We start from the raw sequence: 15525 nt of genomic DNA, 5'->3' as shown, positions 1-15525 counted from the left end.
CGGCAGCCGCCGCGCGATCTCCCCGTCCAGCAGCGCCGCCAGCCGCTCCCGCACCGCCTCGTCCAGGGGCGGCCGCGCGTCCGGAACGACGACGCCGCGGCCGTGGGTTGGCGAAGACGCGTGCCTGGCCGGGCTTCTCGGGCCGGTTGAGCAGATGCTCGCGCAGCGACAGCACGACGCGCCCCGAAACCCCGCCGGCGGCCGCTTCGATCTCCTCGAACACGGCGTCCCGCCCGTCGCCGGACGCGAGGCGCAGCAGCCGGTCCGCCGACCGGAACAGCATCCCCGGCGCCCCGCGCAGCAGCCGGGCGGCGCCGGTGACGTCGCCCTCGCCGATCAGCACCTCGACGCATCCCGCGAACGACCGCGCCGCCTTCTCACGCCGCGCGACCGCGAACACGTCCGCCTCACGCGGCCACGCCGGAAACCCGTGCGGATGCAGCCGCTCCCGCGTTCACTTCTCCGCCGCTGTGCCGGCCCTATTCGGGAGAGCGGACGAAGGAGCCCTTACCGCGCACCGTGATCACCAAGCCGCGCTCGACCAGGAGCGCCACGGCCGAGCGTGCGGTCGGACGGGAGACGTCGAACTCGTCGCAGATGGCCGCCTCGGACGGGATGCGCCGCCGCGGCTGGTACGTGCCGTCGGAGATCCGAGCCCCGAGCAGGTCGGCGATCTGCTCGTACAGCGGCTCGGGGCCGTCGAGGTCGAGGGACATATCTCAACAGTAAATGCCCGCATACATCTCGATCACCTTGCGGGCAGGCTCGCCGCTGAGGGTCTGTGCGCGGTTCCTCGGTACGGCGGGACGCCTGCGCTGCTGCGGGTCTTTCGTTCCGAGGCGCCGTTGGTGGGCGAGAGCATCAGCGTCAAGGGCGGGGTGGGAGGCGTGCCGTGGTTCGTGGCGTCCACCGGTGATCCGCCCGGCCGGGTGGGTCAGCGGGCGAGGTGGCGGGAGATGACGAGGCGCTGGATCTGGTTGGTGCCCTCGAAGATCTGCATGACCTTGGCCTCGCGCATGAAGCGCTCGACGGGGAAGTCGCGGGTGTAGCCGGCGCCGCCGAGGACCTGGACGGCGTCGGTGGTCACCTTCATGGCGTTGTCGGTGGCGACCAGCTTGGCGATGGACGCCTCGCGGCCGTAGGGGCGGCCGGCGTCCTTCAGCCGGGCGGCCGACAGGTACGTCGCGCGGGACGACTCGACGGCGGCGGCCATGTCGGCGAGGACGAACGCCAGGCCCTGGTGGTCGATGATCGCCTTGCCGAACGCCTCGCGCTCCTTGGCGTAGGCGACGGCGTGGTCGAGGGCGCCCTGGGCGAGGCCGGTGGCGACGGCGGCGATGCCGAGCCGGCCGGCGTCCAGGCCGGCGAGCGCGATGGACAGGCCCTGGCCCTCGCGGCCGATCAGGTGGCCGGCCGGGATCCGCGCGTCCACCAGCCGGACGGTCGCGGTGGTGGAGCCCATCAGGCCCATCTTGTCCTCGGGCTGGTCGAACTCCAGACCCGGGGTGTCCGCCGGGACGTAGAAGCAGGAGATGCCGCGCGCCCCGTCGTCGGACGTGCGGGCCATGACGGTGTAGAAGTCGGCCTTGCCGCCGTGGGTCGTCCACGCCTTGGCGCCGTTGAGGACGTAGGAGTCGCCGTCCCGGACGGCCTTGGCGCGCATCGCGGCGGGGTCGGAGCCGGCGTGCGCCTCGGACAGGCAGTACGCGCCGAGCCGCTCGCCCGACAGCATGCCGGGGAGCCATCGCGCGCGCTGCTCGTCGGAGCCGAAGGCGAACAGCGGGAAGCAGGACAGCGCGTGCACGCTGACGCCGACGCCGACGCTGGCCCACACCGCGCCGATCTCCTCCAGGACCTGCAGGTAGATCTCGTACGGCTGCTCGCCGCCGCCGAACTCCTCGGGGTAGGGGAGCGTGAGCAGGCCCGCCCGGCCGAGCGTCGTGAAGACGTCGCGGGGGAAGGTGCCGGTGCGCTCGGCGTCCGCGACGCGGGGCGCCAGCTCCTTGGCGGCGATCTCGCGGGCGAGCGCGAGCAGGTCCTCGGACTCGGACGTGGGCAGGTGCCGGGTGGCGGGCATGCGCGACTCCTTTCGGCACCTGAACGGTACCAGAACCAGTACCAGAGAACCCTTTTTGGTACTGTCGCGGGATGACGGAGACCCGGGCCGCGCGGCGCCGCGCGGAACTGATCGAGCGGCTCATCGAGGTGTTCCTCGACCGCGGGTTCGCCGGGCTGAGCGTCGCCGAGCTGGCCGCCGTCCTGCGCTGCTCCAAGAGCACGCTGTACGCCGTCGCGGCCAGCCGCGAGCAGATCATCGCGACGGTGGTGCGGGCGTTCTTCCGCCGCGCGACCGAGCGGGTCGAGGCGGCCGTGGACGCCAGCGCCGGACCCCGCGAGCGGGTCGGCGCCTACCTGCGCGCCATCTCCGCCGAGCTGGCGCCCGCCTCGCCCGCCTTCTTCGCCGACCTGGACGCCTTCCCCCCGGCCCGCGAGATCTACAAGCGCAACACCCTGATCGCGGCGCGGCGCGTGCAGGCGCTCGTCCGCGAGGCCGCCCCGGGCGCCGACGCGGAGTTCGTCGGCGCCGTCGCGGGCCAGGTGATGGAGTCGATCCACCGGGGCGAGATCAAGGCGCAGACCGGCCTGGACGACTCCGCCGCCTACGCCGCGCTCGCCGCCCTCGTCGTCGCGCGGACGACGGCCTGACCGCCGGTCACCCCGTCGCCTGCAGGGCGTGCTCCACCAGCTGGATCAGGACGTTCTTGGCCGAGTCGTAGTCGCGGACGTCGCACAGCACGACCGGGACGTCCGGATCGAGGTCGAGCGCGTCGGCGATCTCCTCGGCGGTGAAGCGGCGGGCGCCGTCGAACACGTTCGCGGCGACGACGAACGGGATCCCCCGGTTCTCGAAGAAGTCGATGGAGGCGAAGCTGGTCGGCAGCCGGCGCGTGTCGACCAGCACGATCGCGCCGACCGCGCCGTAGGCGATCTGGTCCCACATGAACCAGAACCGCTCCTGCCCGGGCGTGCCGAACAGGTACAGCCGGACGCCGCCGCTGAAGGTCAGCCGGCCGAAGTCCATGGCGACGGTCGTGGTGGTCTTGCGCTCGACGCCGCCGAGGTCGTCCACCCCGACGGACGCGTCGGTGAGGGTCTCCTCGGTGCGCAGCGGGCGGATCTCGCTGACGGCGCCGACCAGGGTGGTCTTGCCGACGCCGAAGCCGCCGGCCACCAGGATCTTCAGCGTGTGCGCGGGGAGGTCCTCGGCCGGCGCGGTGGGGTCATAGGCGGCGGAGTTCATCGAGCACTCTCATCAGGATCTTCGGGTCGGGACGTCCGGCGCTCTGCTGCCCGGACGGCGCGCCCTGGGGGAGTTCTTCGATCAGGCCGTAGTGGTGCAGGTCCGCCAGCAGGACCTGCACGACCCGCAGCGGCAGGTCGGTGTCGGAGGCCAGGTCGGCCGGGGTGGAGGGGTGCCGGCACAGCTCCAGCAGCCGCCGCTGCTCGCGCGACAGCCACACCCGCTCGCCGGGTGTGCGGCCCGTCGCGATCAGCAGCGTGACCAGGTCGGCGACCAGCCCCCGGGGGCGGGTGCGCCCCCGGGTCACCGCGTACGGCCGGACGATCGGGCCGGCGTCCGCGCCGACCCAGCGCTCTCTCGGGGTCTCCACGGCCGGCTCAGCCCGGGGCGCCGGCCTGCGAGGGGTCGGCGGCCTCCGCCCGCGGCGCCGTGCCGAGCTGGCGCCGCACCCGTTTGATCAGCATCGTCGTCTCGTAGGCGACCAGCCCGGCGTTGCCGCCCGCGTCGCTCAGCACCGCCAGGCAGCTGCCGTTGCCGGCCGGCATGACGAAGAACAGCAGCCCGTCCAGCTCGACGACGGTCTGCCGGACCTGTTTGGCCCGGAAGTGCTCGCGGGCGCCGTTGGCCAGGCTGTGGAAGCCCGACGACAGCGCCGCCAGGAACTCGGCGTCCTTGCGGGTGACCCCGCCGGAGGCGCCCATCACCAGGCCGTCCCGCGACAGCAGCACGGCCTGGTGCACCTCCCCGACCCGGTTCACCAGATCGTCCAGCAGCCAGTCCAGCTCTCCGGTGGCGTGCTGCGTCATCCCTGCCCCCATTCATCGCGCGGGTCGCGATCGTCCTGCTCGTCGTCGTCCCTGCCCCGAAGCCATCCCGACTGTAGCGATGCCATCAGGTCCCGGCTGACCTCCGGGCTCGGCTCCTCGTACTCCTCCGTCGGCCCGCCGCCCCACTCCCGCTCCTGCTCCGGGACGGCGGCCGCGGGCTCGGGCGCGGGCCGCGCGCGCAGCTCCGGCGCCATGTTCCGCTGCCGCTCCCGCCGGGGGAGCCGGCCCGTGACCTCGCTGGATTCGGTGTCGGCCGCCTCCGGGTCCGCGGCCGGCGGCCGGGGCCGGCCACCGGCCGGCGCCCGCCCGCCGGGCGGTGCGGCGGGCGGCGGGTACGCCGGCGGGTAGGCCGGGCCGGGCAGCGCCGGACGCACCGGACGGGCCAGGCCGCGCGGCGCCGGCACGGCGGACCCGACGGGGTGCCCGACCAGCGGGGCCTCGTCGCCGCCGAGCAGTTCCCGGGGCTCGTCCAGCACCACCAGGGCGTGCGGGACCAGCACGATCGCGGTCGTGCCGCCGTACGGGGACGCCTGCAGCGACACGCCGATGCCGTGCCGGTCGGCGAGCCGCGCGACGACGAACAGCCCGAGCCGCTCGGTGTCGACCAGGTCGAACTCGCCGCCGCCGGCCAGCCGCCGGTTCAGCTCGCCGCGCTCGTCCGGGGCGAGCCCGACGCCGCGGTCGATCACCTCGACGGCCAGCCCGTTCGCGACCGTCTCGATCTTGACGGTGACCTCGGTCGTCGGCGGGGAGAACGACGCGGCGTTCTCGATCAGCTCGGCGAGCAGGTGGATCACGTCGGCGACCACCGCGCCGGTCACCGCGGCCGACGACGCCCCGGTCATCTCCACCCGGGTGTAGTCCTCGACCTCGGCGATCGCCGCGCGGATCACGTCCTCGGCCGCGACCGGGCGGTCCCAGGCGCGGACGGTCGGCGAGCCGGACAGGATGACCAGGCCCTCGGCGTGCCGGCGCATGCGGGTGGTGAGGTGGTCCAGCCGGAACAGGTCGTCCAGCTCCTCGGGGCTGGCGGCGCGGCGCTCCATCTGGTCCAGCAGCCGCAGCTGCCGGTGCAGCAGCGACTGGCTGCGCCACGACAGGTTCACGAACACCCGGTTGATGCTCGCCCGCAGGTCGGCCTCGCCGACCGCGGTGCTCACCGCCGTCCGCTGGACGGCGCCGAACGCCTCGCCGACCAGCGCGATCTCCCGGGTGCCCCCGCCCTGCGGACGCGGCGCCTCGGCGTCCACGTCCACCTTCTCGCCGCGCCGCAGCCGCGCCACCAGCCGCGGCAACCGCTCGTGCGCCAGCTCCTGCGCGCTGCGCTGCAGCTGCCGCAGCTCGAAGGTGATGCGCCGCGCGAACAGCAGCGACAGCGCCACCGACACCACGACGGCGAGCAGGCCGAGCCCGCCGATCAGGTAGAAGGCGAGCATGATCCGGCGGCCGGCCGGCTCCACGTCCTTGCGGTTCACCTCGTCGCCGGCCTTGGCGGCGGCGCCGAGCCAGACGGGCGACACCGCGGCGACGGCGGCCCGCCACTCGCGCGGGTCCGGGTTCGCGCCGTTGGTGACGACGTCGTTCTCCAGCACGGAGTAGTCGGTGTAGGCCTCCGAGTTCACCAGGTCGGCCATGATCTTGCTGATGCCGCCGCGCGCCGACGCGCGGCCGAGCTCGAAGAACTGGTCGCGGTTGCTCGCCCAGCCGGTGAACGCGGCGCGGTCGTCGGTGGTCATCCGACCGCGCCGCAGCCCGTTGACGAGGTCGGCCTCGCGCAGCATGAACTCGCGGGCCCAGTACATGTCCAGCAGGGCGTTGGTCTGCTGGTAGACCGAGATGGCGTTGACGCTCACCAGCGTCGTGAGCACCCGGATCGTGCCGTCGGAGAGCTTGCTGTACCCGTTGATGATCCGCAGCGGCGGGCTGCCGATGCGGACCTGGGCGCGCAGCGAGCCGAGGTCGTCGAAGGCGCCGCTGAGCAGCCGCGTCCGCTGGAGCACGGCGCCGGTCATCGCGTCCTTGGCGGCCGAGGAGAAGGCCGACTTGCGGAACGCCGCCACGATCGCGTCCGTGCGGGCTGTCTGCGCCTGGTACTTCTTGTCGTTCGCGGCGCTGCGCGACGCCAGCGACACGACGGCCGCGGAGCGCTCCTGCTGGATCGCCTCGATGACGGTCGTGGCCGGCAGCCCGACCTTGTCGTAGACGGTCGAGAAGTCGTACCGCTCGAGCGCGCTGTTCAGCGAGACGCCCGTCGGGATGGCCCACAGGATCAGCAGCGAGGTCAGCGGGACGGCCAGCAGCAGCGCGATCCGGCGCCTGATGCTGCGGGTGCGCGGCCCGGTCCGGTCGCGCGATCGCCGCGGCGGCGCGGGCGCCTGGTCGGGTCGCGTCACCGGTTCACTTCCTTTTCGTCCGCTCGCGGAGCTCGCTCCGTGGCTGAGCTGCAAAGGCCCGAAGCATACTGAGTCGGATTTATCGCTGACCAGTGCTATCAACCTGTATTTATCGGCTGCGCGGGCGCCGGTGAGGTTGACACGTGCTCGTCAGATGAGCTAACTCGGGTGCCCGATCGCCCCGTTTGACCGCTTCCGGCTAGGGCCGCGGATTGGCAACTCTAGATCTTGTCCGCGGTAAGCCCACATGTCACGCTTCGTGCGATTTGTCCCCCACGCAACGGAGACACGGTCATGCGCAGAGCCGCGCTCGCCTCCCTCCTCGGCCTCTCGCTCGCCGCCACCGCCCTGGCGGCGCCCGGCGCCCGGGCCGCCGCGCCGGCCGGTTCCCGGCTGGCCGGGCTCGTCACCCTCGAGGCCGTCCGCCACCACCAGCTGAACCTGCAGAAGATCGCGGACGCCAACGGCGGCAACCGGGCCGCCGGCCTGGACGGCAACAAGATCACCATCAAGTACGTCGCCGACCAGCTGAAGCGCTACGGCTACCGGCCGGCGGTCCAGAACTTCACCTTCGACTTCTGGCAGGAGAACGCGCCGGCGACGTTCGCCGAGACCGCGCCGGCGCCGCGGACGTTCACCCCCGACACCGACTTCGCGACGCTGCAGTACTCCGGGTCCGGCGACGTCACCGCCGCCGCGACCCCCGTCGACCCGGCCGCGGCCGGAACCGGCAGCGGATGCGAGGCCGGCGACTTCACCGGGTTCCCGAAGGGGAACATCGCGCTCGTCCAGCGCGGCGGCTGCTTCTTCTCCGTCAAGGCCGGCAACGCCGTCGCCGCCGGCGCGAGCGCCGTCGTCATCTACCAGCTGCCCGACCAGCCGGGACCGGTGGCGGGCACCCTCACCACGCCGCATTCGATCCCGGTCGTCGGCCCGACGAACGCGGTCGGCACCGACCTCGTCCGGCAGGCGCAGAACGGCGGCGTGACGCTGCACGTCAAGACCGACACCACCAACCAGAAGCGCGAGGCGGCCAACGTCATCGCCGACACCCCGCGCGGACGCGCCGACAACGTCGTGGTGGTCGGCGCGCACAACGACAGCGTCGTCGCCGGGCCCGGCATCAACGACGACGGCTCCGGCACCGCGACGCTGCTGGAGATGGCCAAGCAGATCCACAAGCTCGGCAACAAGGTCCGCAACCAGGTGCGGTTCGCGTTCTGGGGCGCCGAGGAGGAGGGCCTGCTCGGCTCCCAGTACTACGTCGAAAACCTGCCGCAGGCCGAGCGCGACAAGGTCGCGCTGATGCTCGACTTCGACATGCTCGCCTCGCCCAACTACGTCCGGTTCGTCTACGACGGCGACAACAGCGAGGGCGGCAACAACGTCGACACCCCGGCCGGTACCGGCGCGATCGAGAAGGCGTTCAACGACCACTTCTCCGCACGCCGCCTCGCCACCGACCCGACCGCGTTCGACGGCCGGTCCGACTACAACGCCTTCATCACCGCGGGCATCCCGGCCGGCGGCATCTTCACCGGCGCCGAGAAGATCAAGACCGAGGAGCAGGCGAAGGTGTACGGCGGCACCGCCGGCGTCGCCTACGACCCGTGCTACCACTCCGCCTGCGACCGCTACGACAACGTGAACCTGCGGGGCTTCGACCAGATGATCGACGCGACCGCGGCGGTCACCGAGCAGTTCGCGAACAGCACGCTCACCGTCAACGGCAACGAGCTCGCGCGCAAGCACGCGCTCGCGAAGAAGGTCCCGCCGGCCCGCGTCGGCCCCTACTTCACCCGCTGACCCCGCGTTGACCCGCGGCGAGTCGTCGGTAGGGGACGTCCCTACCGACGACTCGCCGAAGGGCCCGGCGGCCGGGCAGGCCCGGCGGAGGTCCCTCCGTTTCCGGTGCTCAGCCCAGGTTGAGCGCCTCCGCGACGGCGCGCAGGGCGGGCAGCGGGTCCTGGCCGGAGCCGGTCAGCACCTGCACCGCGACGTGGTCGGCGCCCGCCTCGAGATGCTCGGTCACCCTGGCCGCCGCGACCTCGGGGCCGCCGTGCGCGACGAGCGCGTCCATGAGCGCGTCGCTGCCCTCGCCGTCGAAGTCCGCGCGGGTGAACCCGAGCCGCTCGAGGTTCGCGACGTAGTTGCGCATCTTCAGGTACGTGCCGGACAGGTTCTCCCGGGCCAGCGCGCGGGCGCGGCCGGCGTCGGTGTCCACGATGACCTTCTGCTCGGGCGCGAGCAGCGGCCACTCGCCCAGTTCGGCGCGGGCCCGGCGGGTGTGCTCCGGCGTGGTCAGGTACGGATGCGCCCCGGCCGCCCGCTCGGCCGACAGCCGCAGCACCTTCGGCCCGAGCGCCGCGAGCACCCGCGCCGACACCGGGACCTCCTGGGCGTCCAGCCGGTCGAGATAGTCGACGATCTTCTCGAAGGGCTTGCGGTAGTCCTGCGTGGCCTCGCGGTGGCCGATGCCCACGCCGAGCAGGAACCGGCCGCCGTGCGCGGAGTTCAGCCGGTGGAAGGAAGCGGCGGCCTCCTCCGCCGGCGTGGCCCACATGTTGACGATGCCGGTCGCCACCATGATCCGGTCGGTGGCGGCCAGCAGCCGCTCGGCGATGCCGAGGTCGCCGGACGGCGAACCGCCGATCCAGATCGTCCCGTAGCCGAGCAGCTCCACCTCCCTGGCCAGTTCCGGACTCAGGCCGCTCCAGGAGCGCCAGATGCCGACGCTTCCCACATTGATCTCCGTCATGTCCCCCTCCAACGGCAGGTGCCTCCGCGTGCCCACTACCCGCGGCTGCGAGGATGAGACCATGACCGACCGGTCCCGCCTGCTGCTCCTGGACGGCCACTCGCTGGCCTACCGGGCGTTCTACGCCCTGCCGGTCGAGAACTTCAGCACGACGTCGGGCCAGCCCACCAACGCCGTCTACGGGTTCGCGAACATGCTGGCCAACGCGTTGCGCGACGAGCGGCCCACGCATCTGGCGGTCGCGTTCGACGTCGGGCGCCGCACGTTCCGCACCGAGGCGTTCCCCGATTACAAGGCGACGCGGGCGCGCTCGCCCGAGGAGTTCGGGAGCCAGCTCGCCGTCCTGGACGACCTGCTGGCCGCGATGAGCGTGCCCGTGCTGCGGGCGCCCGGCTACGAGGCCGACGACGTCATCGCGACGCTCGCCGCCCGGGCGGTGGCCGGCGGCGTCGAGGTCCTGGTCGTCACCGGCGACCGCGACGCGCTCCAGCTCGTCAGCGACGACGTCACGGTCCTGTACTTCTACCGGACGGCGTCGGAGATGATCCGCTACACGCCGGAGGCGGTCGAGGCGAAGTACGGCCTGACGGCGGCGCAGTACCCCGACTTCGCGGCGCTGCGCGGCGACCCGTCCGACAACCTTCCCGGTATTCCCGGCATCGGGGAGAAGACCGCCGCCAAGTGGATCCGCGAGTACGGGTCGCTCGCGGCGCTGCTGGAGCGGTCCGGCGAGGTGAAGGGCAAGGCGGGGGAGCGGCTGCGCGCCGCGCTCGACACCGTGCGGCTGAACCGGCGGCTCACCGAGCTGGTCCGCGACGTCGACCTCCCCCTGGACGTCGGCGACCTGCGGCGGCGGCCCTACGACATCGCCGCCTTCACCGCGCTCCTGGACGATCTGGAGTTCCGCAACGCGAGCCTGCGGCAGCGCCTGTTCGCGGCCGATCCGGGCGGTGGCCGGCCGCCGGAGCCCACCGGTCCGGTGCTGCGCGGCCACGAACTGGGCCCGGACGAGCTGGCGCCCTGGCTCGCGGCCAGGGCGACCGGGCCGGTCGGGCTCGCCGCCGACTGCACCTGGACGCGGGGGACCGGCGACATCGAGCGGTTCGCGCTCGCCACGCCCGACGGGTTCGCCGCCGCGTTCGAGCCGGCCGCGCTCACCGCGGGCGACGAGCGCGCGTTCGCCGCGTGGCTCGCCGACCCGGACCGTCCCAAGGCGGTGCACGGCGCCAAGGAGCTGTCGCGGGTCCTGCCCGATCGCGGCTGGCGGCTCGGCGGGGTCACCACGGACACCGCCATGGCCGCCTACCTGCTGCTTCCCGGCCTCGCCGCGTACGGCGTCGCGGACGTCGCCGCCCGCTACCTCGGCCGCCGCCCGCCCGCGGACGGCCCGGACGGGCTGATGCTGCAGGCCGGCGCCGTCCTGGAGTTGGCGGACAGGCTCGCCCCCGACCTCGCGTCCACCGGGATGGACGAGCTGCTGCGCGACGTCGAGCTGCCCCTGTCCGGCCTGCTCGCCCGCGCCGAGCGCGCGGGCATCGCCGTCGACGCCGGGCTCCTGCGCGAGCTGGAACGGCATTTCGCCGACGGCATGGAGCGCGCCGCCGACGACGCCGCCGAGATCGCCGGGCGCCGCTTCAACCCCGGCTCCACCAAGCAGCTCCAGGAGGTGCTGTTCGGCGAGCTCGGGCTGCCGAAGACCAAGAAGATCAAGTCGGGGTACTCCACCGACCTGGACGCGCTGACCTGGCTGGCGACCCGGACCGACAACGGGCTCCCGCAGATCCTGCTGCGCCACCGCGACCTGGCCCGGCTGCGCGCGACCGTCGCCGGGCTCATCCGGGAGGTCGGCGCGGACGGCCGCGTGCACACCACCTTCCAGCAGACCGTCGCGGCGACCGGCCGGCTCACCTCCACCGAACCGAACCTGCAGGTCATCCCCGTCCGCACCGAGGAGGGACGGCGGATCCGGCGGGCGTTCCGGCCCGGCGAGGGCTTCGACGCGCTGCTGACCGCCGACTACGGCCAGCTGGAACTGCGCGTCATGGCGCACCTGTCGCAGGACCCGACGCTGCTCGCGGCGTTCGCGTCCGGCGAGGACCTGCACGGCACCATGGCCGCGCGGGTCTTCCAGGTCGCGCCCGAGGCGGTGACCCCGGACATGCGCCGCAAGATCAAGGCGATGTCGTACGGGCTGGCCTACGGCCTGTCGGCGTTCGGGCTCGCCAAGCAACTCGGCATCGCGATGGCGGAGGCGCGCCCGCTGATGGACGCCTACTTCGCGCGGCTCGGCGGCGTCCGCGACTACCTGGAAGAGGTCGTCGCAGAGGCCCGCGTCACCGGCTACACCCGCACCATCCTCGGCCGCCGCCGCTACCTGCCGCACCTGACCAGCGACAACAGGCAGCGGCGCGAGACCGCCGAGCGGATGGCGCTGAACGCGCCCGTGCAGGGCTCCGCCGCCGACATCGTCAAGATCGCGATGCTGCGGGTGGACGCGGCGCTCGCCGCCGCCGGGGCGCGCAGCCGGCTGCTCCTCCAGGTCCACGACGAGGTCGTGCTGGAGCTCGCGCCGGGGGAGCACGACGCCGTCCGCGACCTCGTCCGCACCGGGATGACGGCCGCGTACCCGCTCAGCGTCGGGCTGGACGTGGCGATCGGCACGGGCCCCGACTGGGCCGCCGCCGCGCACTGACGCCCGCCCGCCGTTACCGCCATGAGATATTGAGCCGATGACCACGCAGCCCAGACGGCCTCCGACGGCCCAGCAGTTCGTCCTGGAGGAGCTGCGGCGCGCCATCACCAGCGGCCGGCTGCGCCCCGGCGCGCCGATCCGGCAGGACATGGTGGCCGAGGAGCTCGGTGTCAGCCGGGTCCCGCTGCGCGAGGCGCTCAAGACCCTGCAGGGCGAGGGGCTGGTCACCTACCGGGCGCACCGCGGCTACTACGTCGAGGAGCTGTCCCTGGACGACCTGCGCGAGGTGTACCGGATCCGCACCATCCTGGAGGAGGAGGCCGTCCGCCGCGCCGCCGCCCTGATGACCGCCGCCGACCTCGCCGCCCTCGACCGCGCCGAGGACGAGGTCGAGCGCGCCGGTCGGGCCGGCGACGTGCTCGCGATGGCGGCGGCCAACCGGGCCTTCCACATGGCGCTGTACGAGTACGCCGCCATGCCGCGCCTCATCCGGCTCATCCGCACGTTGTGGGACGCCACCGACGCCTACCGCTCCATCTACTACGGCGAGGGCGTCAACCGCGAACGCGTCATCGGCGAGCACCGCGCGGCCCTGGCCGCGTTGCGGGCCGGGGACGCCGACGAGGCCGTCCGCGTCCTCGACGTGCACCGCGCGCACGCGGTCACCGCCCTCGAACACCTCATGACCGAGCCCGCCTAGCCGCCCCCGGCCCGGCCAGGCTCAGCCCCAGACCTCCTCGGCGGTCTCGGCGATGAGCCGCAGCTTGGCGAACTGCTGGTCCGCCGTCAGCGCGTTCCCCTCCACGGTGGAGGAGAAGCCGCACTGCGGGGACAGGCAGATCTGCTCCAGCGGGACGAACCGGGCGGCCTCGTCGATGCGGCGCTTCAGCTCGTCCTTCGACTCCAGCTCGCCGCGCTTGGTCGTGACCAGCCCGAGCACGACCGTCTTGCCGGGCGGGACGAACCGCAGCGGCTCGAAGCCGCCGGAGCGCGGGTCGTCGTACTCCAGGAAGAACCCGTCCACGTCCAGCTCGGAGAACAGCGCCTCGGCGACGAAGTCGTAGCCGCCCTCGGCCGTCCACGACGAGCGGAAGTTGCCCCGGCACATGTGCGTGGTGACGGCGAGGTCGTCGGGACGGCCCGCCAGCGCCGCGTTGATCTGCCCGATGTAGCGCAGGTGGAGGTGGTCGGGGTCGTCGCCGCGCTCAGCGATCATGGCGCGCTGCTTCGGGTCGTTGAGGTAGGCCAGGCTGGTGTCGTCCAGCTGCAGGTAGCGGCAGCCGAGAGCGGCGATCCGCCGCACCTGCTCGGCGTACGCGGCGGCCAGGTCGGACCAGAACTCCTCGATGTCCGGATACACCTTCGGGTCGATCGCCGCGGGCCCGCCCCGGTAGTGGACCATGTTCGGCGACGGGATCGTCAGCTTCGGCGTGACGCCGTCGCCCGCCGCGTCCCGCAGGAACCGGAAGTGGTCGGCGAAGATCGTCTCGTCGAGGCGGACCCGGTCGTGCACGCGCAGCGCGGCCGTGCTGAACTCCAGGTCGCCGGACTCGTTGCGGAACCTGACCTTGATCTTCTCGTCCGCCGGGCTGATCCCGCCCAGCCGGTAGATGAAGTCCATGTGCCAGGACGTGCGGCGGAACTCGCCGTCGGTGGCGGTCCGCAGCCCCGCCTGGCGCTGCATCGCCACCACGTCGCGGACGGCGGCGTCCTCCACCTCGGCGAGGCGCCGGTCGTCGATGCGGCCGTGGGCGTGGTCGTCGCGCGCGGCCAGCAGGTCGGCGGGGCGCAGCAGGCTCCCGACGTGGTCGGCGCGGTACGGCGGTCGTGTTCGCGGGGACATGGCGGCTCCCTCACCGGGACGGTGCTGGCGGACGGGCTCCACCCGCCAATCTAGGCACTGCCGCGACCGCGATCAATCCGTTGTACAGGAACGTTCCTGACAGGCGGGAACGTCCGACTCCGGAGACCGCCGCGCGGGTCAGCGCGCCAGGCCGTTGCCGTGCGGGCGGGTGCGGTCGGCCTCGGGCAGGGTGCGGATGACGCTGCGCAGGTGCTCGCGGGCGGCCCGCTCGGCCGCCTCGGGGTCGCGGTCGCGGATCGCCTCGATGATCGCCAGGTGCTCGGGCAGCGACACCGCCGGGCGGCCGGGGTGCATCGCCAGCTTGAACTGGTGCCGGACGCTCTGCGCGCGCAGCCGCTCCAGCACCCGCGCGGCGGTGCGCTGGCCGCTGATCTCGCGGATCTCGCGGTGCAGCCGCTCGTTGAGCCGGGAGTAGCCGAACACGTCGCCCGCCGCGACGGCCGCGCGCATGCCGTCGCCGATCTCGGTCAGCAGCCGGACGCCGTCCTCGGTGACCCGCTCGGCGGCCTTGGCCGCGCACAGCCCCTCGATCACCATGCGCAGCTCGCTGATCTCGACGGCCTCCTCCAGCGACACCGCGCGCACCCGGGCGCCGCGGTTCTGCACCCGCTCGATCAGCCCCTCGTTGGCGAGTTCGAGCAGCGCGGCGCGGACCGCGGCCCGGCTGGCGTCGAACCGCTCGGCGAGGTCGGCCTCGACCAGCCGCTGGTTGGGGACGAACTCGCCGGAGAGGATCGCCTCCCGGATCCCCGTCACCACCGGGCGGCCGGTGTCCCGGTCGTCGGGTGTCGGCACTGTCCCTCCCCTGGAGCTCCGTGCGAAGACATTGTCGCCAATTTTGTCGCGCCCTTAGTCTAGCGGCCGGCGTGATCGCGCCGCCGGAGGCAGGAGGCTGGAATGACGCAGGGTACCGGCCGGAGGCCGGCCGTCGCCGTGCTCGGGCTGGGCGAGGCGGGCGGCGCCGTCGCCCGCGACCTCGCCGCGGCGGGCGCCGCCGTGCGGGCCTACGACCCGGCCGTCGCGGCGCCGGAGGGGACGGTCCCCTGCACCGGTGAGGCGGACGCGGCGTCCGGTGCCGACCTGGTGCTGAGCGTCAACAGCGCGCACGACGCCATGGCGGCCCTGCGCGCCGGGATCCCTGGCGCGGGCGGCGCGGTCTGGGCCGACATGAACACCGCGTCGCCCGGTCTGAAGCGGGAGCTGGCGGCGACCGCGAAGGCGGCCGGCGTGCGGTTCGCCGACATCGCGATCATGGCGCCGGTGCCGGGCCGCGGCCTGTACACCCCCATGCTGGCCAGCGGGGACGCGGCGGCGGACGCCGCGGAGATCCTCACCGGGCTGGGCGCGTCCGTCGAGGTGATGGACGCCGAGGCGGGCGCCGCCGCGACCCGCAAGCTGCTGCGCAGCGTCTTCTTCAAGGGCCTGGCCGCCTCGGTGGTGGAGGCGCTGGAGGCGGCGCGGGCGGCCGGCTGCGAGGACTGGCTGCGCGGCAACATCGTCGAGGAGCTGGTCGCGGCGGGCGAGCCGACCGTGGACCGCCTCGTCACCGGGACGCACAAGCACGCCGTCCGCCGCGCCGCCGAGATGGACGCGGCGGCCGCCATGCTGGCCGAGCTGGACGTCCCCCCGACGATGGCCGCCGCCAGCCGCGACCTCCTGCAACGCCTCTCCCGCTGACCCGCCTTCAACG

The 15525-nt window shown here is 73.5% G+C and carries 14 protein-coding genes; 5 read left to right on the top strand and 9 right to left on the bottom strand.

Annotated elements, in window-relative coordinates:
* Positions 1–479: 479 nt before the first annotated feature.
* Together ACA514_RS01360 and ACA514_RS01355 are read right to left on the bottom strand one after the other, a co-directional pair.
* The gene (locus tag ACA514_RS01360) at positions 480–716 is read right to left on the bottom strand and encodes a GntR family transcriptional regulator (RefSeq protein WP_375039095.1); all 237 of its coding nucleotides are present in this window, start codon (positions 714–716) and stop codon (positions 480–482) included.
* A gap of 218 nt (positions 717–934) precedes the next feature.
* The gene (locus ACA514_RS01355) at positions 935–2077 is read right to left on the bottom strand and encodes an acyl-CoA dehydrogenase family protein (protein ID WP_375039094.1); all 1143 of its coding nucleotides are present in this window, start codon (positions 2075–2077) and stop codon (positions 935–937) included.
* A gap of 71 nt (positions 2078–2148) precedes the next feature.
* Between ACA514_RS01355 and ACA514_RS01350 the strand changes: the two genes are divergently transcribed.
* Entirely contained in the window at positions 2149–2706 is a 558-nt protein-coding gene (locus ACA514_RS01350; RefSeq protein WP_375039093.1) for a TetR/AcrR family transcriptional regulator, read from the top strand.
* 7 nt (positions 2707–2713) lie between these two features.
* Here the strand turns inward: ACA514_RS01350 and ACA514_RS01345 are convergent, their stop codons facing one another.
* Genes ACA514_RS01345 through ACA514_RS01330 form a run of 4 tightly spaced genes read right to left on the bottom strand, consistent with a single transcriptional unit; the run spans position 2714 to position 6521 of the window.
* Positions 2714–3301 (bottom strand): ATP/GTP-binding protein, encoded by a 588-nt coding sequence (locus ACA514_RS01345; RefSeq protein ID WP_375039092.1) that lies wholly within the window; start codon positions 3299–3301, stop codon positions 2714–2716.
* Positions 3282–3671 (bottom strand): DUF742 domain-containing protein, encoded by a 390-nt coding sequence (locus ACA514_RS01340; protein WP_375039091.1) that lies wholly within the window; start codon positions 3669–3671, stop codon positions 3282–3284. The genes ACA514_RS01345 and ACA514_RS01340 overlap by 20 nt, the downstream gene beginning before the upstream one ends.
* Before the next feature lie 7 nt (positions 3672–3678).
* On the bottom strand, positions 3679–4107 hold the full coding sequence (locus ACA514_RS01335; RefSeq protein WP_375039090.1) for a roadblock/LC7 domain-containing protein: 429 nt from the start codon (positions 4105–4107) through the stop codon (positions 3679–3681).
* Entirely contained in the window at positions 4104–6521 is a 2418-nt protein-coding gene (locus ACA514_RS01330) for a nitrate- and nitrite sensing domain-containing protein (RefSeq protein ID WP_375039089.1), read from the bottom strand. The genes ACA514_RS01335 and ACA514_RS01330 overlap by 4 nt, the downstream gene beginning before the upstream one ends.
* 294 nt (positions 6522–6815) lie before the next feature.
* Here ACA514_RS01330 and ACA514_RS01325 point away from each other — a divergent pair, with 294 nt between their 5' ends.
* A complete protein-coding gene (locus ACA514_RS01325; protein ID WP_375039088.1) occupies positions 6816–8327 on the top strand; it encodes a M20/M25/M40 family metallo-hydrolase in 1512 nt (503 codons plus the stop codon).
* A 109-nt stretch (positions 8328–8436) separates the two neighbouring features.
* Here the strand turns inward: ACA514_RS01325 and ACA514_RS01320 are convergent, their stop codons facing one another.
* On the bottom strand, positions 8437–9279 hold the full coding sequence (locus tag ACA514_RS01320; protein ID WP_375039087.1) for an LLM class F420-dependent oxidoreductase: 843 nt from the start codon (positions 9277–9279) through the stop codon (positions 8437–8439).
* Between the two features lie 61 nt (positions 9280–9340).
* Between ACA514_RS01320 and polA the strand changes: the two genes are divergently transcribed.
* Positions 9341–11971, top strand: coding sequence for a DNA polymerase I (gene polA, locus ACA514_RS01315; protein WP_375039086.1), 2631 nt, complete (start codon positions 9341–9343; stop codon positions 11969–11971).
* Positions 11972–12008: 37 nt separating this feature from the next.
* Complete coding sequence (locus ACA514_RS01310) at positions 12009–12671, top strand: GntR family transcriptional regulator (RefSeq protein WP_375039085.1); 663 nt, start codon at positions 12009–12011, stop codon at positions 12669–12671.
* A gap of 21 nt (positions 12672–12692) precedes the next feature.
* On the opposite strand, the gene ACA514_RS01305 is transcribed toward ACA514_RS01310, so the two are convergent.
* Positions 12693–13814: a 5-methyltetrahydropteroyltriglutamate--homocysteine S-methyltransferase gene (locus ACA514_RS01305; RefSeq protein WP_375039084.1), complete on the bottom strand. Its 1122-nt coding sequence runs from the start codon at positions 13812–13814 to the stop codon at positions 12693–12695.
* A gap of 138 nt (positions 13815–13952) precedes the next feature.
* Entirely contained in the window at positions 13953–14630 is a 678-nt protein-coding gene (locus tag ACA514_RS01300; protein WP_375039083.1) for a GntR family transcriptional regulator, read from the bottom strand.
* Between the two features lie 102 nt (positions 14631–14732).
* On the opposite strand from ACA514_RS01300, the gene ACA514_RS01295 reads away from it, so the two are divergent.
* Positions 14733–15512: a DUF1932 domain-containing protein gene (locus tag ACA514_RS01295; RefSeq protein ID WP_375039082.1), complete on the top strand. Its 780-nt coding sequence runs from the start codon at positions 14733–14735 to the stop codon at positions 15510–15512.
* Positions 15513–15525: the final 13 nt, after the last annotated feature.

It is taken from the genome of Actinomadura sp. NTSP31, assembly GCF_041951385.1.
GTDB classification, from domain to species: domain Bacteria; phylum Actinomycetota; class Actinomycetes; order Streptosporangiales; family Streptosporangiaceae; genus Spirillospora; species Spirillospora napierensis.
The sequence above is the reverse complement of the archived record's forward strand: the minus strand, read 5'-3'. Positions and strand labels throughout refer to the sequence as shown.